We start from the raw sequence: 23,382 nt of genomic DNA on the forward strand, positions 1-23,382 counted from the left end.
ATAAGCGAATCACGCGGGCAGATAAGGCAAGGGCGTGCGGGAGTTGGACCGTCAACGCAAAAGCGCGGCACCGTACCGGCTGCCGCGCTTTTCGCGTGATGCGCTGAAATTCAGACGCTCATTCAGGCACTCATTCAGGCGCCCAGCTTCTTCTTGAGCAACTCGTTGACTTGCGCCGGGTTGGCCTTGCCCTTGGTGGCCTTCATCGCCTGACCGACCAGGGCGTTGAACGCCTTTTCCTTACCGGCCCGGAATTCCTCCACCGACTTGGCGTTGGCGGCCAGCACTTCGTCGATGATCTTCTCGATCGCGCCGGTGTCGGTGATCTGCTTCAGGCCCTTCGCTTCGATGAGGCGATCGGCTGCACCGTCGTCGGTGGCGCGCTCTTCCCACATCAGTTGGAAGACTTCCTTGGCGATCTTGTTCGAGATCGTGTTGTCGGCGATACGGGCCAGCAGACCGGCCAACTGCGCGGCCGAGACCGGGCTGGCATCGATACCGATGTCTTCGCGGTTGAGCAGCGACGACAGCTCGCCCATGATCCAGTTCGCGGCCGGCTTGGCGCTGGCCGCACCGGCCTTGGCCACCACGGCTTCGAAGTAACCCGCCTGCGCCTTCGACTGCGTAAGCACGGCGGCGTCGTAATCCGATAGGCCGTATTGCTCGACAAAGCGCACTTGCATGCCGGCCGGCAGCTCAGGCAGCCCGGCGCGCACACGTTCGATCCATTCGGCATCGATCACGAGCGGCATCAGGTCCGGGTCCGGGAAGTAGCGATAGTCGTGCGCGTCTTCCTTGCTGCGCATCGAACGCGTTTCCTTCTTGTCCGGGTCATACAGACGCGTTTCCTGCACGACTTTGCCGCCGTCTTCAATCAGTTCGATCTGACGGCGCACTTCGTACTGAATCGCCTCTTCGAGGAACCGGAACGAGTTCAGGTTCTTGATCTCGGCGCGCGTGCCGAATTCCTTCTGACCGACCGGGCGCACCGATACGTTGGCGTCGCAGCGGAACGAGCCTTCCTGCATGTTGCCGTCGCAAATACCCAGCCACACCACCAGACCGTGCAGCGCCTTGGCATACGCCACGGCTTCCGCCGCGCTGCGCATTTCCGGCTCGGTCACGATCTCCAGCAACGGCGTACCGGCGCGGTTCAGATCGATGCCCGTCATACCCGCAAAGTCTTCGTGCAGCGACTTGCCGGCGTCTTCCTCCAGGTGAGCACGCGTGAGCGTCACCACTTTCTCGTAGGCTTCACGCCCCGTGCGAGCGTCGGCTTCGACCTGAATCTTCAGCGAACCGCCCTGCACCACCGGAATCTCGTACTGGCTGATCTGGTAGCCCTTCGGCAGATCGGGGTAGAAGTAATTCTTGCGCGCGAAGATGCTGCGCGACGCGATGGTCGACCCGATGGCGAGACCGAACTCGATCGCACGCTCGACGGCGCCGCGATTGAGCACGGGCAGCACGCCCGGCAGCGCCAGGTCCACCGGACACGCCTGCGTGTTGGGGGCCGCGCCGAACTGCGTCGATGCGCCCGAGAAAATCTTGGAAGCGGTGGAGAGCTGTGCGTGCGTCTCCAGACCAATAACGACTTCCCATTGCATAAGGTTCACCCTGTCTCAACTTGTCGGCACGGCGCGCTCGCCCTGCCCTTGCTGCGGGTTCGTCACCGGTATCGCCCTGCGCGATGTCCCCGGGTAACGCCCCGCCTGTTCGTCAAATTACCGACGCGTGTCCGCCGCGCAAACGCCCGAATGCGGATCGAAACTCACCGGCCACGCATTCTCGTAGACGCCCGCCGTGCAATACGCCTCGCAGTTCGCGTGGCCAATCGTCACGTTGCCCGGGTCTTGCCAGATCAGCAGCTTGCAACTGCCGCTGTTGGCGCGCAACTCGATACTCGGGCGCGACTGCGTCTGGTGGAAGTCCGCCAGATTGAAGTGGCAACTGCCGCGCTGGCCCACCCACAAGCGCCAGTCGAGGGCCTGCACCTGATTGGCCGACACCTTCAACGTCGCCTGCTCGCGAAAACCGTCTTCATCCGTCTGCGAGCAATAGCCCGACAGATTGATTTCGCGGTACGCAATTGGCGTAGGGCGGCTGAACGGCAGGCTGCACGACGCGAGCGTGAGCACGGTCGCGGCCAACCCGGCCAATGCCGCCCAACGGCGGGCCTGCGAAGTCACGACGCTCACGACGCTCACAACGCGCTGGCGGGCCATCGTTATACGCCTGCCGGCGCGCGCTTGTGCCAGTCGGTCGCGCGCTGGAACGCGTCGGCCACTTGCAGCAGGCGGGCTTCGTCGAAGTAGTTGCCGATCATTTGCAGACCGACCGGACGCGATTCGCGGCCCTGTCCCACCGGCAGGCTCATGCCCGGCAGACCGGCCAGACTCACCGACAGCGTGTAGATATCGGCCAGATACATCTGCACCGGGTCGGCGCTCTTCTCACCGAGGTTCCACGCGACCGACGGCGCCACCGGGCCCATGATCACGTCGCACTGGGCAAACGCGTTCTGGAAGTCCTGCGCGATCAGGCGGCGAATCTTCTGCGCTTGCAGGTAGTACGCGTCGTAGTAGCCATGCGAGAGCACATACGCGCCCACCAGAATGCGGCGCTTCACTTCGGTGCCGAAGCCTTCGGCACGCGACTTCTTGTACATGTCGAGCAGATCGCCGTACTCGGCCGCGCGATGGCCGAAACGCACACCGTCGAAACGCGACAGGTTCGACGAGGCTTCCGCCGGGGCGAGTACGTAATAAACGGGAATCGACAGCTCGGTCTTCGGCAACGTCACCGGCACGCGTACGGCACCGAGCTTCTCGAATTCGACCAGCGCGTTGTCGATGGCTTCGCGCACGTCGGCGTCGAGCCCTTCACCGAAGTACTCAGCCGGCAGACCGATACGCAGACCGGCGAGCGGCTTGTCGGCGGTGGCGCCGTCGAGCGGCTTGCCCAGACCGCGGGCGAAGTCCTCGTCGGCGCGCTCCAGACTGGTGGAATCACGCGCGTCGAAACCGGCCATGCCGTTGAGCATCCACGCGCAGTCTGCGGCGCTATGGCCGAACGGGCCGCCCTGATCGAGCGACGACGCGAAGGCGATCATGCCGTAACGCGACACGCGGCCATACGTCGGCTTGATGCCGGTCACACCGCAGAACGCGGCCGGTTGGCGAATCGAGCCGCCGGTGTCCGTGCCCGTGGCCACGGGGGCGAGACGCGCCGCCACGGCGGCGGCCGAGCCACCCGACGAGCCACCGGGAACGGCGCGCTTGTCCCACGGGTTTTTCACCGGGCCGAAGTACGAGTTTTCGTTCGACGAGCCCATCGCGAACTCGTCCATATTGGTCTTGCCGAGCGTGACCATGCCGGCATCGAGCAGACGCTCGACCACGGCAGCGTCATACGGGCTGACGTAGTTTTCGAGCATGCGCGAGCCGGCGGTGCTGCGCCAGCCGCGCGTGACGAACACGTCCTTGTGCGCCACGGGAATGCCCAGCAGCGGACGGTTGGCACCCTCGCCGGCGGCGATGCGCGCATCGGCGGCACGGGCCTGCGCGAGGCTGGCCTCGGCATCGACCTGCACGAAGGCGTTGAGGTCGTCCGCATCGGCGATGCGCGACAGATAGTGTTGCGTGAGCTCGACGCTCGATACGCGCTTGGCGTCGAGCGCAGCGCGCAGGTCCTGCAAATGAATCAGATCTTGTTCCATGGTGGCGGCAATAGAGCACATGAGGGAGTGACGGGGCACGATGGGTGGATAACACCCGCGCGCCGCAGCGTGTCGCGCGGTGACCGGACTACCCGGCGCACCGGCGCGCGGCGGTCGTCACTCGATGACCTTCGGCACCAGATAAAGGCCGTCCTGAACCGCAGGTGCCGGACGCTGATTCGCGTCGCGATCGACCACTTCGGTCACGGCATCGGTACGCAGTCGTTGGGCAACTGCTTGAATTTGCTCGATGGGATGCGCGAGGGGAGCGACGCCTGTCGTGTCGACCGACTGCATCTGCTCGACGAGCGCGAAGAAGCCGTTGAGCTCCTTTTCCATGTGAGCCGCCTCGTCATCCGCCAGCTCCAGACGTGCGAGATGGGCGATGCGTTTGACGTCGGAGAGATTCAAAGCCATGAAGAAATCCCGAAAAAATGCGCATTGGAGAGCAGCCGGATGCAGGCCTGACGCCGAAATTAGGGACAGGATGCGGAGAATGCGCGCTCGCTTTGGCGATCACGCGCGGTTTTACTCCGTGCACCGGGCTGCGCAGGAGGGCTGGCACACCGTGCCACGGGGCTTTCGGCGCGAGGGCCGGGGGAGCCGAATGTGGTGTCAACGTGCTCGTTTTTCCTGCAAAACCTGCGAAATTATAAGGTATCATTGCGCATTAAATTTGCGTCGAAGCGTGTTTTTGCACCCTTCGCCGCTGTCGCGCAGGTGGGCCACGGCAAGTCCGGGGGGCGTGACAGACGATCGCGCAGTCCAGTGGATGACCCTGACGCGACGAATTTACGAAGGCAGCCCCGCCTCCTGCCGGCACAGCATTCCTCGGTTTGTCCGCACGATTCGCGAGCCGCCGCGTGGCGCCTGGCGATTTTTTTGCGAACAGTCCGGAACCCAGATGACAGGCAGCCGTCCCAGTCACATCCCTTGGGGCGGTCTCACGCAAACACAGGATTTTGCATGTTCGGTTTTCTTCGCAGCTATTTCTCCAACGACCTGGCCATCGACCTCGGCACGGCAAACACTCTGATCTATATGCGCGGCAAGGGCGTCGTCCTCGACGAACCGTCAGTCGTTGCTATTCGTCAGGAAGGTGGCCCGAGCGGTAAGAAGACGATTCAGGCCGTCGGTAAGGAAGCCAAGCAGATGCTTGGCAAAGTACCGGGCAACATCGAGGCGATCCGCCCGATGAAGGATGGCGTTATCGCCGACTTCACGGTCACTGAACAGATGATCAAGCAGTTCATCAAGATGGCGCACGAATCGCGCCTGTTCTCGCCTTCGCCCCGCATCATCATTTGCGTACCGTGCGGTTCGACCCAGGTCGAGCGCCGCGCCATCAAGGAAGCCGCACACGGTGCCGGCGCCTCGCAGGTGTATCTCATTGAAGAGCCGATGGCTGCCGCCATCGGTGCCGGCCTGCCGGTCTCGGAAGCCACGGGCTCGATGGTCGTCGACATCGGCGGCGGCACGACCGAAGTCGGCGTGATCTCGCTGGGCGGTATCGTCTACAAGGGTTCGGTCCGCGTCGGTGGCGACAAGTTCGACGAAGCCATCGTCAATTACATCCGCCGCAACTACGGCATGCTGATCGGCGAACAGACGGCGGAAGCGATCAAGAAGGAGATCGGTTCGGCTTTCCCGGGTTCGGAAGTCAAGGAAATGGAAGTCAAGGGCCGCAACCTGTCGGAAGGCATTCCACGCGCCTTCACGATTTCCAGCAACGAAATTCTCGAAGCCCTGACCGATCCGCTGAACCAGATCGTGTCGTCGGTGAAGATCGCCCTCGAACAGACGCCGCCGGAACTGGGCGCCGACATCGCCGAGCGCGGCATGATGCTCACGGGCGGTGGCGCACTGCTGCGTGACCTGGATCGCCTGCTCGCCGAAGAAACCGGTCTGCCGGTGCTCGTCGCCGAAGACCCGCTCACGTGCGTGGTGCGTGGCTCGGGCATGGCGCTCGAGCGTATGGACAAGCTCGGCAGCATCTTCTCCTACGAGTAAGCCAACGTGCGTGGTCCGTCGTCCGGCGCGGTGGGGCAACACCATCCACACCCCGCCAGACCGGACGGGCTACGTTGCACTCATACGCGCACGGGGGGCATTGCCATGCCGCCCGGTCGCGCCCGACTGATACCATTCGCGCACCGCAGCGCCTCGCTGCGCGTGCTCCCCTGAAGGGCCCACCATGCAGTACAGTCCGCCGCCACTGTTCAAACAGGGTCCGTCGGCGTTGGCCCGGCTGATCTGTTTTGTCGCGCTCGCCATCGGCCTGCTCGTGGTCGACTCGCACTACAACACGCTTGAGCGAGTGCGCACTGTCGTCGGTACCGCCCTCTATCCCGTGCAGCGCATGATGTTGCTGCCGCGCGATGCCATCCTGAACGTCGCAGGCTTCTTCTCGACGGAAAACCAGCTCACGACCGAAAACGGCACACTGCGCGAGAAGAACCTCGAACTCGCAGTCCAAGCCCAGCGCAACAATCAGCTCGTCGCCGAGAACGAACATCTGCGCCAGTTGCTCACGCTGCGCGAGCGCCTGCCGGTGCCCAGCATTCCCGCCGAAATCGAGTACGACACGCGTGACCCGTTCACGCAGCGCGTGGTCATCGATCGCGGCACGAAGCATGGCGTGAAGCTTGGCGCGCCGGTCGTCACCGAGCAGGGTCTGCTCGGTCAGGTCTCGCGCGTGTTCCTGCTGCAAAGCGAAGTGACGCTGCTGACCGACAAGGAACAGGCCGTGCCCGTGCAGGTCACCCGTAGCGGCGTGCACAGCGTGATTTACGGCGGCCTGCGCGGCGACGTGCTCGATCTGCGCTTCATCCCGCTGTCGGCCGACGTGAAGGTCGGCGACGAGATCGCCACCAGCGGTCTGGACGGCATCTACCCGGCCGGTCTGCCCGTGGCCCGCATCACCAAGGTCGATCGCGTCTCGGACACCGCCTTCGCGCGCATCCTGTGCCAGCCGGTCGCCAACCTTCGCAGCCAGCGCCAGGTGCTGGTCCTGCAATACACCACGCCGCTCGCCCTGCATCCGGACGCCGCCGCCGATCTCGCGCGCGCCTCCGATCCGTCGGCCAGCGGTGAAAAGCCCGGCCAGAAAGGCGCCACGCGTGCGGATCCGAAGCGCGCGCCGGCCGTCAAGAAAGGCCATTAAGGAATCGACATGCCACGACCGCAATACATCCTGCTGCCGGTCAATCCGTACTTCATCGCGCTCAGTCTCGTGGTGGCGTTTCTGGTCAACCTGATGCCGTGGGGCCACGCCCCTGCCATGCCCGACTTCGTCGCGCTGGTGCTGATGTTCTGGAACATCCACCAGCCGCGCAAAGTCGGTATGGGCGTCGCGTTCCTCGTCGGCCTGCTCATGGACGTGCACAACGCCGGCTTGCTGGGTGAGCATGCGCTCGCTTACACGCTGCTGTCGTACGGCGCTATCATGATCCACCGCCGGGTACTGTTTTTCACGCTGCTCGGCCAGGCGTTGACTGTCTTGCCGTTGCTGTTACTTGCCCACGTGGTGCCGTTCATCATCCGGCTCGCCACGGGTGCTGCGTTTCCGGGATGGTGGCCGCTGGCCGCCAGCTTCGTCGAAGCGCTGCTCTGGCCCGTGATCAGTATCCTGCTGCTGGCGCCTCAGAAGCGCGCCGTCGACCGCGACGACACGCGTCCGATCTGATGGGCCAGCACCCGAACGATCGCACCACCATGGCCCGCCCGTACCCGCCAGCATGACCGAGTTCAAGAATCCCCAGCAGCAACTACAGACGTTTCACCTGCGGGTGACGGCGGCCGCGCTCTTCGTGCTGATCTGCTTCAGCCTGCTCGCGGTCCGCTTCGTCTATCTGCAAGTCTTCCGCCACAATCAGTACGCCCTGCAAGCCGACGAAAACCGCGTCTCGCTCGCGCCGATCGTGCCCAACCGCGGCGTGATCATGGACCGCAACGGCGTGGTGCTCGCGCGCAACTACTCCGCCTATACGCTGGAAATCACGCCGTCGAAGATCGGCCGTCCGCTCGAAGATCTGATTACCGATCTGTCCGACGTGATCGACATCACGCCACGCGACCGCGCCCGCTTCAAGAAGCTCATGGACGACAGCAAGAGCTTCGAGAGCCTGCCGATCCGCACGCGCCTGACCGACGACGAAGTTGCCCGCTTCACCGCACAACGTTTCCGCTTCCCCGGGGTCGACGTGCATGCGCGTCTGTTCCGGCAATATCCGCTGGGCGAGACCGCCGCGCACGTGATCGGCTACATCGGCCGGATTTCGCTGCGCGATCGCCAGCGCATCGAGGCGATGAGCGACGAGAACGACAGCGACAGCGCGAAGTACGACATCCGCCGCGACGTGAACAACTACAAGGGCACGGACTACGTCGGCAAAATCGGCGTGGAACAGAGCTACGAGACGCAGTTGCACGGAATCACCGGCTTCGAAGAAATTGAAGTGACCGCTGGCGGCCGGCCGGTGCGCACGATCTCGCGCACGCCTGCCACGCCCGGCGACAACCTGGTGCTGTCGATCGACATCAAGCTCCAGCAGGTCGCCGAGCAGGCGTTTGCCGGACGGCGCGGTGCTGTGGTCGCGATCGAGCCGAAGACCGGCGACGTGCTCGCCTTCGTCTCTGCGCCGAGCTTCGATCCGAACATGTTCGTCGAAGGCATCGACCAACAGAACTGGGACGCCCTGAACAACTCGGCCGACCGCCCGCTGCTCAACCGTCCGCTGCGCGGCACGTACCCGATCGGCTCCACCTACAAGCCGTTCATGGCGCTCGCGGCGCTGACGCTGGGCAAGCGCACGACCAACTGGGGCTTTCAGGACACGGGCTCGTTCACGCTCGGCAACCACACGTTCCGCAACGACGTGCGCAACGGTCAGGGCTGGATCGACATGTACCGCTCGATCGTGGTGTCGAACGACACCTATTACTACATGCTCGCGCACGACCTCGGCGTGAACGCGATCCACGACTTCATGAAGCCGCTCGGCTTCGGCCAACTGACCGGCATCGACATCGAAGGCGAAGCGCGCGGCATCCTGCCCTCGACCGAGTGGAAGCGCAAAGCCTACAAGACGGCTGCGCAGCAGAAATGGTACGACGGCGAGACGATCAGTCTGGGCATCGGCCAAGGCTACAACTCGTTCACGATTCTGCAACTCGCCCACGCCACCGCCACGCTGGCCAACGACGGCGTGGTGATGAAGCCTCACCTCGTGAAGGCGGTTGAAGACCCGGTGTCGCACTCGCGCCAACTCACCGTGCCGCACGAAAGCGCGCGTCTGCCGTACAAGCAGGCCGACATCGATTTCGTCAAACGCGCGATGGTCGGCGTGATCAAGGAAGGTACGGGCCGTCAGGCATTCGCTGGCGCGCCGTACGACGCCGGCGGCAAGACCGGTACGGCGCAGGTGTACTCGCTGGGCAAGAACGAGAAGTACAACCACAACGCGATTCCGGAGTTCAAACGCGACCACGCGTTGTTCATCGCTTTCGCACCGGCCGAAAATCCGAAGATCGCCATCGCGCTGATCGTGGAGAACGCCGGCTGGGGTGGCGCGCAGGCCGGTCCGGTGGCGCGCCGACTGCTCGACTACTACCTCGTGGACGAACCGAAGGAGCGCGCCGCCGAAGCGGCCGCGCTGCAAGCCGGGGCATCGGTACCGGGCGCCGCGTCCGGCGTCGCGGGCGTGTCGGCTGCGCCGGATGCACCGCCCGCCAGCGCCGCCGAACTGGGCCTGCGTGCGGCGGCGGGCTACGGCCCGGCCACCACGACAGTCCCGCGCGTTGCACCGGCTAATGCACCCGGTGTTGCCTCGGCGGCTGTCGCCGGCGCGGCACGCCCGGCGGATGGCAAAGCCTCTGCACCGAGTGCCGCAAACGCGCTCAAAGCACCACCCGCACCACCCGCGCCGCAGCGTCAGCCTGCCGTGAGCCCGACCGTCGCCGACGAGGCCCGCCATCGCGCAGCGATCCGTGCACAAAGCGCGCAAGGAGGAACGCCATGATGGCGCTCGACAAACATACGTGGAAAGAACAGGTCAAGCGCCTGTTCGTCGCCTTCGACAAGCCGCTCGCGCTGATCGTGTTCCTGTTGCTGTGCGTGGGGCTCGTCACGCTCTACAGCGCCAGCATCGACGTGCCCGGGCGCGTTGAAGACCAGATTCGCAACATCGTGCTGACGTTCATTCTGATGTGGGTGCTCGCGATGATGCCCACGCAGACGCTGATGAAGTTTGCCGTGCCGCTCTACACGGCCGGGGTGGCGTTGCTCATTGCCGTCGCCATGTTCGGCCTGACGAAGAAAGGTGCGAAGCGCTGGCTGAACGTCGGCATGGTGATCCAGCCGTCCGAGATCATGAAGATCGCCATGCCGCTGATGCTCGCGTGGTACTTCCAGAAGCGTGAAGGCAACATCCGCTGGTTCGATTATCTGGCCGCGCTCGCGCTGCTCGGCGTGCCGGTGGGCCTGATCGCCAAGCAGCCCGACCTGGGGACCGGCCTGCTCGTGGCCGCCGCCGGGCTGTACGTGATCTATCTGGCCGGGTTGTCGTGGAAACTGATTCTGCCGGTGCTCATCGCCGGCATCATCGGCATCGGCACGATCCTCGCGCTGGAAGACAAGATTTGTCAGCCCGACGTCGAGTGGCACATCCTGCACGACTACCAGAAGCACCGCGTGTGCACGCTGCTCGACCCGACGTCAGATCCGCTCGGCAAGGGCTTTCACACGATTCAGTCGGTGATCGCCATCGGCTCGGGCGGCACCATGGGCAAAGGCTGGCTCAAGGGCACGCAGGCCCATCTGGAATTCATTCCCGAGAAGCACACCGACTTCATCTTCGCCGTGTTCGCCGAGGAGTTCGGGTTGATCGGCGAAGGCGTGCTGATCCTGCTGTACCTGCTGCTGGTCGCGCGCGGGCTGATGATCGCCGCGTCGGGCGCCACGCTGTTCGGCCGCTTGCTCGCGGGATCGGTAACGATGATCTTCTTCACCTACGCCTTCGTGAACATGGGCATGGTGAGCGGCATTCTGCCCGTGGTGGGCGTGCCGCTGCCGTTCATGAGTTACGGCGGTACGGCGCTCGTGACCCTCGGTCTCGGCGTGGGCATTCTGATGAGTGTCGCGCGCGAGAAGCGTTTGATGCAGAGCTGACGGCGCTCGACTTCCCCTGCGCATCGACCCGGCGACACCCTCTCGACGTGTCGCCACAACAACGGCAGAGCCTTCGCTCTGCCGTTTGTTTTTCATCGCCCGCTCACCGCTCCGACGATGAGCGTTATCTGCGAGTCGCTGGTAGGCGCATCGCGTAAAACCAAATCTGATCCTGCACGGCCCGGCGCGAAACCTTTGCCAGCGGCACCCGGAACACCGGTGCCTCTCGCGGGACAGCGTGCGCGGGCGTCCCATTGGAAGAGGAAATTACGTCATGTCAAATACGCTGCATTCGGTTGCCACCCAATCATCCACGACGCTGGAGTACCTGAGAACCGGGGCCTTCGATACGCAAGAACTTCGCATCGGCATCCGCAAAGACGGTTCGCTCACGGTCTACAAGGGCATGCAGTACTTGCTGCATCCGAAGGAAACGCATCGGGCGCTGAAATTTCTCAAGGAAAACAAATTTAGCGAGAGCGCGAAATCGACGCTCCAACAAGATTCGCTCCGTCTGAGCAAGGCCGCCACGCGGGACTTGATCATGACATTGCGAACGCATTGCTCGTCTTATGCCGCGCCGCCCGTGCAAGCACGCAAGTCGTCGGTGGCGCACCGCCCCCGCTCCGCCAGTGCGCCCACGTTGACGACGCCCAAACCCACCACCCCGATCGCACGATCCCGCGCCGGCAGCATTGGCACCTCGCCGATGCCGAACAAGGCTGACTGGGGCCTGCTGCCCCAGATCATGACCGAGCTCGCGCGTGGCCCCGAGGGTGCACCGCCACTGCCGCCGAAAGAGAATCGCGAGGCGCTGCGTAACGGTGTTGAAGCCGCACGGGCTCGCGCGGCCGGCATTAGCGCTCCGGTCCCGGCGCCACGTCGTTCGCCGGGCGCGATGCCTGTCTCGATCGCCGCAACGCGCGAGCGCCCCACGCCAATGCCGCGCAACGCGTCACTGCCGAACGTGACCACAGCGGCGTCGGCACTGCCCGACGTGACCACGGCGGTGTCGACACCGCCGGTGCCCAAGCCACGCCCGAACATCGTGCGCAGCGCCACGTTTTCGGTTGCGAGCCAGAACGCCGTCCGTGCTGCACGTGCCGCCCGTGCCATGCAAACGAATCAGCCCCTCACCTTCGTAGAACAGTTGCAGCAACAGTTCGGGGTCGATTCGAATCTGCTCAGGCAAATGTTCGCCAACCGCGGCCTCTGATCCGGCGCAGTGTCCACCGGCCCCGAGGGTCCGGCGTTGTCCGCACCGCCGGGGCCGGCCTGCGCGATGAGCCAAACGTGCAAGCGCCATTCCGGCGCGACGACGACCATGGATCCATGCTCGTTCTGGATTTTGGAGGAAACCCGGCGCATGGCCTCGATCCACACGCAGATCAACGCTGCGACCCTGACCCGTCATGAAGCCGAGCGTCTGCACCGTCTCATCTGCCGTCACGCGATAGACCCCGCTCGCACCACGATCGGCGTGAGCCGTGACGGCTATCTGATGTTGCTCATCGGTTGGAGTGCCTACCGCCATCCCCGGCAATGGCGACGCGCGCACGAAATGATCGTGGCGGCGCAGTTGCCATGCCAATCACCGGCACCCTTCGCACCTGTCGAACCCGTCGTACGGGCCAGCCCATGCCCGTCGAGCCGCACCACCGCGCTCGCGCGTGCGCAGACAAGGTTGGCGGTCCATCGAACCAACCGAGCCCGGCGAGCATGGCCGCGACGAGCGGGTTCTTGCGAATCTCGTCGCTGGCCGTCGAACCGCGCAGAAACAACGCCAGTGCGAAAGCACACAACGACTCGCGTTGCGGATGCTCCGCGAGCATCGTGATCACGCTGCCCAACACGTCGCCCAGCAAGCGCGCTTCGCCGCTCGCAAAGCGCTCGAAGATCGTGCGTTGATGCATCGCATCGCGCGGCAGAACGGCGTCGCGCATGGCCATGTACTGACGGCGCAGCGCGATATCGTCGAGCGGCGCAGGGTCGAGCGCATCGCGGATCACCCGCATCAGGACCACGCCGATCGACGTGGCATCGCCGCTGGCAAACATCACCGACAGATACCCCTGCGACGGGAGATTGCGCAACGGGCCCGCACGAAACCCGGCGCGGCGTGCGCAAGGGGCCAACACGGGTGGCACCCGCAGGCGAGCCGCATCACAGAGCACGCCGCTCACCCGGCTCACCTGAGATACCCCTTGCAGACTTCGAGCGTGGCATTGATCGTGGCGCTCAGTATCTTGACGAGGTTGTCGTAGACCGAGTTGGCCGTCGAATAGCGCTGCATCAGAGACTGCATCGATGTCTTGATCAGGTTCTCCTGCGAGGTGAAACCGGAGCGCCAGATGTCGAGCTCGAAGGGGTTCATCACGCCGCTGGCGGGCACGTTCTCGATCATGCGATCGAGCGGCGCCGTGTCGATGACGACGACATACTTGCCGCTGAGTGCACACACGACGAGGGCATTGCGATACTTCACCTTAATAACGCCTCCACGGCACCGACGACCTTGCGCGCGAGCGTGGACGTCATCGACACATCCAGGCTGTATTGCGCCAACCGGACCTGCATGGCGTTCATGGCGACGAGGTCCGTGGGGTCGATCCGGATGACGTCATCGGCGATCTGCGCGCGATCGGCTTCGAATCTGGCGGACATATCGGCGGCAGCCCGGATGAAACGCGACTCAAGAGAATCGGTGGCGTCGGGCTGATTGGCGATCACCGATACCGAGGCATCCGTAACGGAGTGCGCGGAATGCGCGGGGGGTGCGGTGAGGCGCAATGCGGGTGAGAGCGCCACGGGAGCGATCGACATTGGGGGGCTCGCTGAATAAGGGCTGGAGGCTGGTGGCGAAAAGTGGCGGGGTGTGTAGCGTCAGAACTTCTGGATGATGCCGGCGGCGGTATCGCGCCAAGTCTTGACGGAGGCGGATTGCGCGCTTTGCACCAGCGTGTATTCCCCGAGCACGGCCTGATATTTCGCGAGTGTCTGCGCGTCGCTTGCGTCGCCCTGAATGGCCGCGAGGGCTTCGTCGACGCGCGTCTTCAGCGTCTTCGCTTTTTCGTCGAACGATCGCGATATCTTCTCGAGCGTTCTCAGATCGTCCGGTGCATTGATGGTGGTCATGATGTCTCCTTGGCGACTTGTCGCCGCTTGCTTCCGCTTGCTGGCGGTTACTGTCGGTTACTGCCTGTTAACGAACTGCCACTGCCGTGGCCCCTCTTTGATGTAAGCCATCTCGCCGTAGGAGTACGACTTCTGCCCCGTCCAGTCGTCGCGCAAATCAACGTTGAAGCGCACGAGCTTGGTCCCCCAGCGCTTGGCGAAACTCTGCATGAAGCTGTACAGCCGGCGCAGTTGCACGTCGTCGAGTTCGGCACTGATGTGGAACGTCACGCCCTCGGGGGTATCGGTGCGCAGAAACGGCACCATCTGACGCTTGAGCGCGTCTTCGGCTTCGTTACTGGCATCCGCTTCGTCGTGCGGGACGATGCTCACCCGCTTGGCGTAGGGCATCTTTTCGTGCAGCAGGCTGCGGAACTGTGTGGCCTCGTGTTCCGAGAGCCGGAAGTGCTGCTTGCCGACCCACAGTTCCGGCGCCGCCGGATCGTCGAAATAAAGCTTGAAGTAGGGAACCTGATTGCGCGATGCGTCGATCCACTGCGTGATGCGCTCGTTTTCTTCGTCGAGCGCGAGCACGACCAGCCCCTCGCGCTGGATCACCGCGGCACCGAGGATGCGTGTCAGAGACAGTCGCTGCGCGCTATCTTCCGTGAGCACGTACATCATGCCGTCGGTGCCCGGCAGCACCTGCGCCCGGCCACCGATCGTCTCCAGATACTCGGCAATGCCCTCGGCCTGACGTTGCGGCGCACTGCGGGCGTAGAACCACGCACCGCCTGCCAGGACCGCAAGCAGCACGGTTCCCCAGAACATCTGTTGCCAGCGGCGGCGCCCGCCCGGGCTTTGCGTCGCATCGGATGCGCCACGCTGCGCACACATGCTGCGCGAGACGTGCGTCGACCAGGGTTCATCCACACGCCTGACGCCAATGCGTACGTCGCCGATCTCCGCGATCTGAGTCGCGTCGATACCGATTTCCCTGCCCGCGACGTCACTCAACACTCTGACGAAGAGGCCCGGGCGGTCGTCGTGATCGACGAGTACCTCGAAATTGTCACTCTCGCCGTCCATCGGCACGTAAATGGCATTCGGCGGCATATCCGCTTGCCAGCCACGGTCGACGGCCGGATCGCTCGGGCCGATGACGAACAGCGTGATGCCCTCGGTCAGCGTGAATTCGCAGCCACGCATCGGTCCCGTGAGCAACCGCAATACGGCGCTGTGCTGCGCGCTGTCGATCGCATCCATCGAAGTGTCTGGCGCCATCGATTCTTCGCGAACGGGCAGCGTGTGCGGTCGGTGCGGGTCGGTAGTCCCCGCGAGTCCTCCGCGACCTGCGGCGTTCGCGCTCCTTATGAGTAACATCGTTGACGCCGATGCTACTCACGCTGCGCCGACGAGTCCTGATGGGATTCTTCTTAAATCCCCCAACAGTGATCATGATTTGCAGACGCGACTCGGCGGCCACGCGCGGCGTGGCTTGTGACATCGGAATGGAGACGTGGGCGCGAGGGACTGACGACGGAAGACGAGATGCGGGGGTGCGCCGACGTCGCGCTGGCCGTCCGTCAGCGACGACGGAACGGCACTCGCGAATGACGATGCAGTGGGATTGAAATGTCAGTTCAGGCGCTCAGCGAGTGGACGCCGCACTACCCGGCGCGCCTTGACGCTTGAAGGCATCGAGCTTGCCCTGCGCAGCAACATCCCCCTGCGCTGCGGCCTTCTCGTACCAGAAGCGGGCCTGATCGAGATCGGGGGTGACAACACCGTAGCCGCGCTCGTAGTAGCTCGCCACGATGTATTGCGAGGGCAGATCGCCGCCCTTTGCCGCCTTCTCGTACCAGCCGAAAGCGATTCTGTAATCCTTGGGCACGCCGCGACCGATGAAGTACTCGTTGGCAATCGCCGCCTGAGCCTGCACGTGGCCTTGTTTCGCGGCCTTCTCGTACCAGTGGTTGGCCTGCGGAATCGACTTGTCCACGACGTAGCCATCGTCGTACATCTTGCCGTACACGTACTGTGCCTGCGTCATGCCGGCGTTGGCCGCCCGATCGAGCCACTGCACGGCCCCCTGCGGGTCGGGGGTGCCGCCTTCGCCCGCGAGCAACATCATCGCGTAGTCGAACTGGGCCAGCCGGTTGCCTTGCTGCGCCGCCCGGCGAAACTCATCGAGCGCCTGCGTCTGCTGCCCCGCTTCATAGTCATGGACTGCCCGGTCGGTGAGTGCCTGCGCGGGGGCCTGAGCCGCCGCCACCGCATAGGGAATCGATTGGCACGCCACACTCACTAATGCGAGCGTGGTGCTGGCGAGCAGCCAGCGCATGGCGTAAGACGTCGACATGAGGTACCTCCGGGGACGGGCACGCGCCTATTGTGCGCCAAACCGGCGACGCGCGCCGGCGAGTGACGTCGCATACGAAAACACCCCGAAGGCCGGATCGATATCCAGCGCTCGGGGTGCGGCTTCCCGTTCGACCGGGCGCAAACGTCACACGCCCGAGTCGCATATCGGCGATGTCAGGTTACGGCTTGATGTACGCGTAACCCTGTTGTTGCAGTCGCGTGAGTTCCACCACGCCCGACGGCGTGAAGTCCGCTTCCAGCACGAACTGGTCCTTCGTGAGACTGCGCTGCTTCATGGTGATCTCGCACACCTCGAACTTCACGCCACGGCCATGCAGCGCAGCGACGAGCGGCCCGACGGTCGCGGCATCCTTGTAGTTGTTCATCAGGAAGTCGACGCCCTTCGCATGCGCGACGACCACGACATCGGTGTCCGGGACGGTATCGAGCTGATTGCGGATGTTGCGCAGTCCGGCGAGCGCCTGACTTTCGGCGTCATTGATGTGGTACACGACCTTGTCTTTCGCAAATGCCGACGTGGCGGGCAAAGCAAAAGCCGTCAACAGCAAAGCGGCGAACAAGCCGCGCAGAAGCGATTTCATTTTGAGTTGTCCCCTATGAGTTACGGTGTGCAACTCGCATCATATCGCGATGACGCCGTTCAGCCGCGGTCGGCGTCCGTGCGGCGTGACTGGCCGAAGAACGCACCGAGCCACGCCTTGTCCGGTGGCGCATACGGCGGCGGGACATCCACCGAAGCGTAGGCAGGCAGCGCACCGACTTGTGAGTCGTATGGCGGGGGCAAGTCTTTGTCGACGGCTGGCTCCGGGCGTCGCTCGTACGCCGCGGGAATCGCTGCCCGTCGTGTGCTCGGGGGCGTCCAACCGTGTTGCACAGCCAGATTGCCGCGTCTGCCGTCCTGGCCTCGCGCCCCTGCGCGGGCGTGTCTGACGGGTGCCGCGCGAGGCGCCTCTTCGGCGTACGGTACGCGGCGTACGGCTTGGAGATCGGTGCGTAGTGTGTCGAGCAAGCCCGCACGCCTTTCGTAAGACCTCGGGGGCGGCACGATCGTCGGCGTTGCGCCGATTTGCACTGGTGGCAAGCCACCCCGGCGCAGATTCAGCGCTTGATTCAACTCCCCTACGATGTGAGGCGGGATGTCGCCGCCGCCGTTTCTTTCATTGTCGACCGGCGTCCATCGAAGTTCGGCTACAAATACTCTCGTCATGATGCTTCCAGAAGTGAAAAAGCCCGCCAGACTCAGGATCTGGCGGGCTCACACTTTCTGACTTCCCGTGACGGGTTGCCTCGGCTTTCGACGAATGCTTTCGAATTCGCGTCTCGGTAGGTCAGTGCCCACCGAATTCGGAAAACTCCCGCCTAAAACATGGCGAGCTTCGGCTTGTTTTCGCACGGGCGGCGCACTTCACCGTCAATGCGTTATGCCGTGACTTCCGACCAGCAGTTCGGCGTCTCGTACAGGCGCAAACGCACCAGTCGCAGGTCGCGGCCGTAGTGGGCGTCGAATACGCCGCTCAGTTTGTCGAACGCGGCGGCGGCCAGATTCTCGACGGTCGGTACACGATCGAACACGACCGTCTTGTGGTCAGGCATCGTCGCCAGAAAATCGCGCACGGCCGTATCACCCTCGTACACGAGGAACGCGTGGTCCCACACAGAGACAAGGTGCTCGTTGGCGAGTGCTTTCACGTCGGCAAAATCCATCACCATGCCGTTGTCCGATGCGCCGCTCTCGCGGCTCACCTCGCCCGCGAGCGTGATCTCGAGCACGTAGCGATGCCCGTGCAGGTTGCGGCATTGGCTGCGGTGGTCGGGAATGCGGTGGCCCGCATCGAATTCAAGTTTCCGGGTAATCGTAATCACGGCAACGGCTCAGGGAATATTCAGATATTTGTGCGTCTGCATCGACAGCGACCAGCGCGGATGCGACTTGCAATAATCGATCGCCAGCTTCGTATTGGTGTCGCGCAGCGGGCCATCCATCGGCTGGAGATAGAAATGCGTGAAGTCGAGCGTCTCGTATTCGGCCAGACGCTGGCGATCCTGCGGCACGACGACCTTCAACTCGTCGCCGCGCGTGACGACCAACCCGGCATCGGCCTTTGGGCTCACGCACACCCAGTCGATGCCTTCGGGCACGACTTGCGTGCCGTTGGTCTCCACAGCGATGCGAAAGCCCTCGGCATGGAGTGCCGCGATCAGCGGGGCATCGAGTTGCAGCAGCGGCTCACCGCCCGTGCAAACCACGAAGCGATGCGCGCGGTCGCCTTCCGGCCACAGCGCCACGATCTGCGCCACGAGGTCGGCCGGCGTGCGGTACTTGCCGCCATTCTCGCCATCGGTGCCGACGAATTCGGTATCGCAGAACTGGCAAACGGCCTCGGCACGGTCCTCTTCGCGCCCGGTCCACAGGTTGCACCCCGCAAACCGGCAGAACACCGCCGGGCGGCCGGCATTCGCGCCCTCGCCCTGCAAGGTGTAGAAGATTTCCTTAACCGCGTACGTCATGATGCTCTCGATTTTTGATGGATCAGGCCGCGCCGTGCGTCTGATGGTTAGCGGCGTGCTAGCTGGCGTTATTGCTAACGCTATCGCCAGCGCTATTGCCAGCGCTATTGTCAGCGTCGGCACCGCGTGCACGCCACTGCTCGTAGCCGCGCTGACGCAACTGACACGCCGGGCACTCGCCACAGCCGTAACCCCACGGATGCAGCACGCTGCGCTCGCCCAGATAGCACGTATGCGTGTCTTCACGCACGGTTTCGACCAGCAGGTTGCCGCCGAGATCCTGCGCCATCTGCCACGTGTCGGCCTTGTCGATCCACATCAGCGGTGTCTCGACGATGAAACGCTGGTCCATGCCGAGGTTCAGCGCGACCTGCAAGGCCTTCATGGTGTCGTCGCGGCAGTCGGGATAGCCCGAGAAGTCCGTCTCGCACATGCCACCCACCAGCACGCGCAAGCCGCGGCGATAGGCGATCGTCGCACCGATCGTCAGAAACAGGATATTGCGGCCCGGCACAAACGTGTTCGGCAGGTTGTTGGCCGCCATCGCGATGGTGGTCTCACGCGTGAGCGAAGTCTCGCTGATCTGACCCAGGATCGACAGGTCGATCATGTGATCGTCGCCCATGCGCGGTGCCCAATGCGGGAAGCGCTGGCGCATCTTGGCGAGTACGTCGGTGCGGCACTCCAGCTCGACGCTGTGGCGCTGGCCGTAGTCGAAGCCCAACGTCTCGACGCGCGCATAGCGCGAGAGCGCCCACGCGAGGCAAGTGGTCGAATCCTGTCCACCGGAGAACAGAACCAGAGCGGAATCGGTGCTTGTCGTCATGATCTTGCGCTAGCAGTATCAGTATCGCCCTCGCCGTCAGGACGACGGGGGCCGGGCACGCGATTCAGGCCACCGGGGCAGCCCGCGTGCGGGAGAGGGTCACGCGACATAACGCAATCAGCGCAATATCAGCGGGGCGTTATACCCCTCATCGGGGCGCGTTTCCGTGAAACGCAAAAAGGGCTTGCGCTGTGCGCAAGCCCTTCGAATTTGGTGGCCTGGGTCGGAATCGAACCAACGACACGCGGATTTTCAATCCGCTGCTCTACCAACTGAGCTACCGGGCCAAGAGAAAAGCGATTATAGAGAGCCCTGATGATTTTCGCAAGCCCTTTGTCGAAAAAACCTGCGGGAATTGCGCGCCGGTCTTTCGACGCCACGGACTTTCGCCGGTGACGTCAGGTCTTGCTCTTGGAAAGCTCCACGCCCAATTGCTTGAGCTTGCGATACAAGTGCGTGCGCTCAAGCCCCGTCTTCTCGGCCACGCGCGTCATGCTGCCGTGTTCCTTCGCCAGGTGATAAGCAAAGTACGCGCGCTCGAAGGCATCGCGCGCTTCGCGCAGCGGCACGTCGAACGAGATGTCGGCGGCGAGGCCGGCACCACCGGCGCCCACGGCCCCGTCGGCATCATGCGCCCCCAACGGCGCGTGCACCGTGGTGCCGTTCAGGCCCGTTGCCGCGTGACGAGGTTCGCTCTCGCCGAACACGCCGGTCTCGAGCTCGTCGTCGGCGGCATCGAACGCACTGGGCGCCCCGCCGGCGGCGTCGCGCTTGCCGCGCACGAGACCCTGCTCGACCGCTTGCAACAGCTTCTGCAAGGCAATCGGTTTTTCGAGGAAGTTGAGCGCGCCGATCTTGGTCGCCTCGACGGCGGTATCGATCGTTGCGTGACCCGACATCATGATGACCGGCATGGTCAGCAGTTGCTGTGCCGCCCATTCCTTGAGCAATGTCACGCCGTCGGTATCGGGCATCCAGATATCGAGCAGCACGAGGTCGGGGGTGTGCGCCGCACGATAGGCGCGAGCCTCCTGTGCGTTCTCCGCCACCTCGACGACGTGCCCCTCGTCGCTCAGAATCTCCGAGAGCAGCTCCCGGATTCCCATTTCGTCGTCCACCACCAAAATGGTTGCCATTTACGCTACCTTCGTGTGTTCTGTCGGCTTATTGCGCGACAGATCCTGGTCGTCAGCCAATTGAGTAAACAAGATCGAAATCTGTGCTCCCGCACTGCCCTCACCCTCGGGCAACGTCCGGTTGCGGATGTCGATGCGCGCCTGGTGTTCGTCGATGATCTTCTTGACCATCGCCAGACCGAGCCCCGTGCCCTTTGCCTTGGTCGTTACATACGGTTCGAATGCGCGGGTCAGGATGCGTGCCGGGAAGCCCGGCCCATTGTCCGTGATCGTGAGACGCACTGCCGTGCGTTTCGGTTCTCCGGGATGCGCGTCCGTTCCTGCGTATTCTACTGTCTTCGTTTCCACAGTGATAAGAGGGTTTTCGGTTCCACTCACTGCATCTTGAGCATTTTGCAGCAGATTATGGATAACCTGACGCAATTGCGTCGAGTCGCCCCGAATTTCCGGCAGGTCTGCACCGAGGTAGGGACGGATCGCGCCCCGCCCTTCATCCACCCCGTAGAGCGTCAGTACTTCGCCGATCAGCTCGTTAAGTTGCAGCGAATGCATGATCGCCGGCGGCAGACGCGCGTAATCGCGGAAGTCGTCGACCATGCGCTTCATCGCCGCCACCTGATTGACGATGGTCGTCGCGCCGCGACGCAGGAATTCGGCTTCGGTCGGCGGCAACTTGTCGGAGAGCTTCATCTGCAAGCGCTCGGCCGAGAGCTGAATCGGTGTGAGCGGATTTTTGATCTCGTGCGCAAGACGCCGCGCCACTTCCGCCCATGCCACCGAACGCTGTGCCGAGATCACGTCGCTGATGTCGTCGAACACCACCACATACCCGCCGCCCGAGCGCGTGGGCACACCCGCCACCGCCATCGCCGGCTCGGGCAGATGCGAGCCGCGCACGAGCAAGGTCACCGAATCGGTTTCGCCGGGCAATGTCAGGCCGATCTGCTGTTGCCAGTGACCGCCGGGGCCAAGATCGGCATTGGCATCGCGATCGGCAAATGCGCGGCGCAAGGTCTCGCCAAATTCCACGAGGGCCGGAATATGCGACGGCGAACGATTCAATTCGCCCTGAAAACTCTGCTTGAAGATGCGTTCAGCCCCCGAGTTGGCCGTGGTCAGCCGGAAATCTCGATCAAACACGAACACGCCGGCCGTCAGGCTCGACAGGATACTTTCCAGGTGAGCCTTCGAGCTTTCGAGCGCCAGCCGATTGCGCTCGACCGTGGCGCGCGCATCGGAGAGCTGTCGCGTCATCGCATTGAATGCCTGCGTGAGGAAACCCAACTCGTCGTTGGTGCGCACTTCGCCCTTCGGCGAGAGATCGCCCGCGGCCACCTCCTGCGTGCCACGCGCGAGCAGAAACAACGGCCGCGCCAACTGACTTCCGAGCGCCAGCGCCAGCATCATGGCCACGAAGGTGGCGAGAAACAGCGATAGCGTCAGCGTGCCGATATACATCTTGCGCAAGCCGGTCCGGCCAAGCGCCTTCTCCTGGTATTCACGATAGGCGTTCTGCACCGCCTCGGCGTTCTGCGCCAGATTAGCGGGCACCAGTTGCGTGACTTGCAGGAACCGCTCTTCGTCTTGCAGCGACGAGGTGTAGCTCGACGGAATTCGCAACACCACGCGCCAGCGCAACTGGTCGTCCGAGCTGTGCCGGTCGTAGCCCTCGCCGCCGCCCTCGATGGCCGTGTAGCCACGCGATTGCGTGCGCGCCTGTCGCAGCATCAGCGGTGTGGGCAAGTCGGGCACGAGCGCATTGAAGTTGCCCGACGCGGAGGCGAGCACACGGCCGTTGCCGTCGACGATCGTCGCGTCCTGCAAACCGAACTGGTCACGCATGCGCAGCAGCGTGAGCGTGCCGCCCTTGTCGCCGCTCGCGGTGAGATTGTCGGCGACGAGTTGCGCCTTGGCGCTCAGATCGGACAAGCCGTTGTTCAGAATCGCGCGGCCGAGTTCGAGCCCGGAGTCGAGCGCGGTCTCCACACGCACGTCGAACCAAGACTCGATACTGCGCGAGACGAATTGCAGCGACACCAGATAGATGATGCCGCCCGGCAGCACGCCCACCAGCGCGAAGAAGATTGCGAGCTTGGCGAGCAGCCGCGTGCCGAAGCGTCGCTGGCGCAGGCGCACCAGAATGATCCAGATCAGCGCCCCGACGATGAAGACGAAGATGATCGCGACCGCGATGTTCGCCGTGTAGAGCAGCGAGTAGTAGCGATCGAAGAATTCCGTATTGGCGGAAGCCAGCGCCAGCAGGCCGAAGAGGCCGATGGCGACCAGCGCCATCGTGACGATCAGCGTGCGAATGACAATGCGCTTGAGCAGGCCGCCGCCGTTGTTACTTGACACGAGACGCCCCCGGCGGCAACGCCGCGCTGAACGCCAGCGGCAGACGGCCGGTGAGCCGCGCGACCGGCCCCGATGCGGCGTCCTCGTCTGCGGGCGAAGCCAGCAAGGCGATCGGAAGTGCCGGGGCAGCATTGGCAGACGACGTGCTCGAAGTGCTCGATAGGCCGGCGGG

At 63.8% G+C, this 23,382-nt stretch carries 23 protein-coding genes and 1 tRNA gene; 6 read left to right on the forward strand and 18 right to left on the reverse strand.

Features of this window, described 5'->3' with window-relative positions:
* Positions 1–134: 134 nt before the first annotated feature.
* The 4 genes from gatB to gatC form a co-directional block, all read right to left on the reverse strand.
* Positions 135–1,607, reverse strand: coding sequence for an Asp-tRNA(Asn)/Glu-tRNA(Gln) amidotransferase subunit GatB (gene gatB, locus CDV44_RS21615; protein WP_087690386.1), 1,473 nt, complete (start codon positions 1,605–1,607; stop codon positions 135–137).
* Between the two features lie 117 nt (positions 1,608–1,724).
* Positions 1,725–2,225 carry a hypothetical protein gene (locus tag CDV44_RS21620; RefSeq protein WP_087690388.1) on the reverse strand — a complete coding sequence of 167 codons (501 nt, stop codon included), beginning with the start codon at positions 2,223–2,225 and terminating at the stop codon, positions 1,725–1,727.
* Between the two features lie 2 nt (positions 2,226–2,227).
* Complete coding sequence (gene gatA / locus CDV44_RS21625; RefSeq protein ID WP_087690390.1) at positions 2,228–3,718, reverse strand: Asp-tRNA(Asn)/Glu-tRNA(Gln) amidotransferase subunit GatA; 1,491 nt, start codon at positions 3,716–3,718, stop codon at positions 2,228–2,230.
* A gap of 117 nt (positions 3,719–3,835) precedes the next feature.
* Positions 3,836–4,135, reverse strand: coding sequence for an Asp-tRNA(Asn)/Glu-tRNA(Gln) amidotransferase subunit GatC (gene gatC / locus CDV44_RS21630; protein WP_058376796.1), 300 nt, complete (start codon positions 4,133–4,135; stop codon positions 3,836–3,838).
* 549 nt (positions 4,136–4,684) lie between these two features.
* Here gatC and CDV44_RS21635 point away from each other — a divergent pair.
* The 6 genes from CDV44_RS21635 to CDV44_RS21660 all read left to right on the forward strand — a co-directional run bounded on the left by CDV44_RS21635 (position 4,685) and on the right by CDV44_RS21660 (position 12,102).
* The gene (locus CDV44_RS21635) at positions 4,685–5,728 is read left to right on the forward strand and encodes a rod shape-determining protein (RefSeq protein ID WP_010805637.1); all 1,044 of its coding nucleotides are present in this window, start codon (positions 4,685–4,687) and stop codon (positions 5,726–5,728) included.
* A gap of 184 nt (positions 5,729–5,912) precedes the next feature.
* Entirely contained in the window at positions 5,913–6,881 is a 969-nt protein-coding gene (mreC, locus tag CDV44_RS21640; RefSeq protein WP_058376795.1) for a rod shape-determining protein MreC, read from the forward strand.
* A 9-nt stretch (positions 6,882–6,890) separates the two neighbouring features.
* A complete protein-coding gene (gene mreD, locus CDV44_RS21645) occupies positions 6,891–7,403 on the forward strand; it encodes a rod shape-determining protein MreD (RefSeq protein WP_058376794.1) in 513 nt (170 codons plus the stop codon).
* Positions 7,404–7,455: 52 nt separating this feature from the next.
* Complete coding sequence (gene mrdA / locus CDV44_RS21650) at positions 7,456–9,738, forward strand: penicillin-binding protein 2 (RefSeq protein ID WP_087690392.1); 2,283 nt, start codon at positions 7,456–7,458, stop codon at positions 9,736–9,738.
* Positions 9,738–10,886, forward strand: coding sequence for a rod shape-determining protein RodA (rodA, locus tag CDV44_RS21655; protein WP_087690811.1), 1,149 nt, complete (start codon positions 9,738–9,740; stop codon positions 10,884–10,886). The genes mrdA and rodA overlap by 1 nt, the downstream gene beginning before the upstream one ends.
* A gap of 274 nt (positions 10,887–11,160) precedes the next feature.
* Positions 11,161–12,102, forward strand: a complete 942-nt coding sequence (locus tag CDV44_RS21660) for a hypothetical protein (RefSeq protein WP_087690394.1) — start codon at positions 11,161–11,163, stop codon at positions 12,100–12,102.
* A 292-nt stretch (positions 12,103–12,394) separates the two neighbouring features.
* On the opposite strand, the gene CDV44_RS21665 is transcribed toward CDV44_RS21660, so the two are convergent.
* From CDV44_RS21665 to CDV44_RS21725, 14 genes are all read right to left on the reverse strand, one after another.
* On the reverse strand, positions 12,395–13,024 hold the full coding sequence (locus CDV44_RS21665; RefSeq protein ID WP_141118782.1) for a hypothetical protein: 630 nt from the start codon (positions 13,022–13,024) through the stop codon (positions 12,395–12,397).
* A 50-nt stretch (positions 13,025–13,074) separates the two neighbouring features.
* Positions 13,075–13,371 (reverse strand): IpaD/SipD/SspD family type III secretion system needle tip protein, encoded by a 297-nt coding sequence (locus CDV44_RS21670; RefSeq protein ID WP_170936063.1) that lies wholly within the window; start codon positions 13,369–13,371, stop codon positions 13,075–13,077.
* A complete protein-coding gene (gene sctI / locus CDV44_RS21675) occupies positions 13,368–13,709 on the reverse strand; it encodes a type III secretion system inner rod subunit SctI (protein WP_087690399.1) in 342 nt (113 codons plus the stop codon). The genes CDV44_RS21670 and sctI overlap by 4 nt, the downstream gene beginning before the upstream one ends.
* Positions 13,710–13,769: 60 nt before the next feature.
* Positions 13,770–14,021: a type III secretion system needle filament subunit SctF gene (sctF, locus tag CDV44_RS21680; RefSeq protein ID WP_087690401.1), complete on the reverse strand. Its 252-nt coding sequence runs from the start codon at positions 14,019–14,021 to the stop codon at positions 13,770–13,772.
* Between the two features lie 57 nt (positions 14,022–14,078).
* Positions 14,079–15,284 carry a PrgH/EprH family type III secretion apparatus protein gene (locus tag CDV44_RS21685; protein WP_170936064.1) on the reverse strand — a complete coding sequence of 402 codons (1,206 nt, stop codon included), beginning with the start codon at positions 15,282–15,284 and terminating at the stop codon, positions 14,079–14,081.
* Positions 15,285–15,651: 367 nt separating this feature from the next.
* A complete protein-coding gene (locus tag CDV44_RS21690; RefSeq protein WP_087690404.1) occupies positions 15,652–16,362 on the reverse strand; it encodes a tetratricopeptide repeat protein in 711 nt (236 codons plus the stop codon).
* Positions 16,363–16,543: 181 nt separating this feature from the next.
* Entirely contained in the window at positions 16,544–16,966 is a 423-nt protein-coding gene (locus tag CDV44_RS21695) for a DsrE family protein (RefSeq protein ID WP_087690406.1), read from the reverse strand.
* A gap of 59 nt (positions 16,967–17,025) precedes the next feature.
* Positions 17,026–17,169: a hypothetical protein gene (locus tag CDV44_RS28095; protein WP_170936065.1), complete on the reverse strand. Its 144-nt coding sequence runs from the start codon at positions 17,167–17,169 to the stop codon at positions 17,026–17,028.
* 635 nt (positions 17,170–17,804) lie between these two features.
* Complete coding sequence (gene queD / locus CDV44_RS21700) at positions 17,805–18,248, reverse strand: 6-carboxytetrahydropterin synthase QueD (RefSeq protein ID WP_058376785.1); 444 nt, start codon at positions 18,246–18,248, stop codon at positions 17,805–17,807.
* A 9-nt stretch (positions 18,249–18,257) separates the two neighbouring features.
* Entirely contained in the window at positions 18,258–18,893 is a 636-nt protein-coding gene (queE, locus tag CDV44_RS21705; protein WP_058376784.1) for a 7-carboxy-7-deazaguanine synthase, read from the reverse strand.
* Between the two features lie 58 nt (positions 18,894–18,951).
* Entirely contained in the window at positions 18,952–19,719 is a 768-nt protein-coding gene (gene queC, locus CDV44_RS21710; RefSeq protein ID WP_087690408.1) for a 7-cyano-7-deazaguanine synthase QueC, read from the reverse strand.
* A 211-nt stretch (positions 19,720–19,930) separates the two neighbouring features.
* Positions 19,931–20,006 (reverse strand) — tRNA-Phe (locus tag CDV44_RS21715).
* Between the two features lie 111 nt (positions 20,007–20,117).
* Entirely contained in the window at positions 20,118–20,855 is a 738-nt protein-coding gene (locus tag CDV44_RS21720) for a response regulator (protein WP_087690410.1), read from the reverse strand.
* Positions 20,856–23,147 (reverse strand): PAS domain-containing sensor histidine kinase, encoded by a 2,292-nt coding sequence (locus CDV44_RS21725; RefSeq protein ID WP_087690813.1) that lies wholly within the window; start codon positions 23,145–23,147, stop codon positions 20,856–20,858. It lies immediately after the preceding gene.
* Positions 23,148–23,382: the final 235 nt, after the last annotated feature.

Origin of the sequence: Pandoraea sp. PE-S2R-1 (assembly GCF_002179865.1) — a bacterium.
Classification (GTDB): Bacteria; Pseudomonadota; Gammaproteobacteria; order Burkholderiales; family Burkholderiaceae; genus Pandoraea.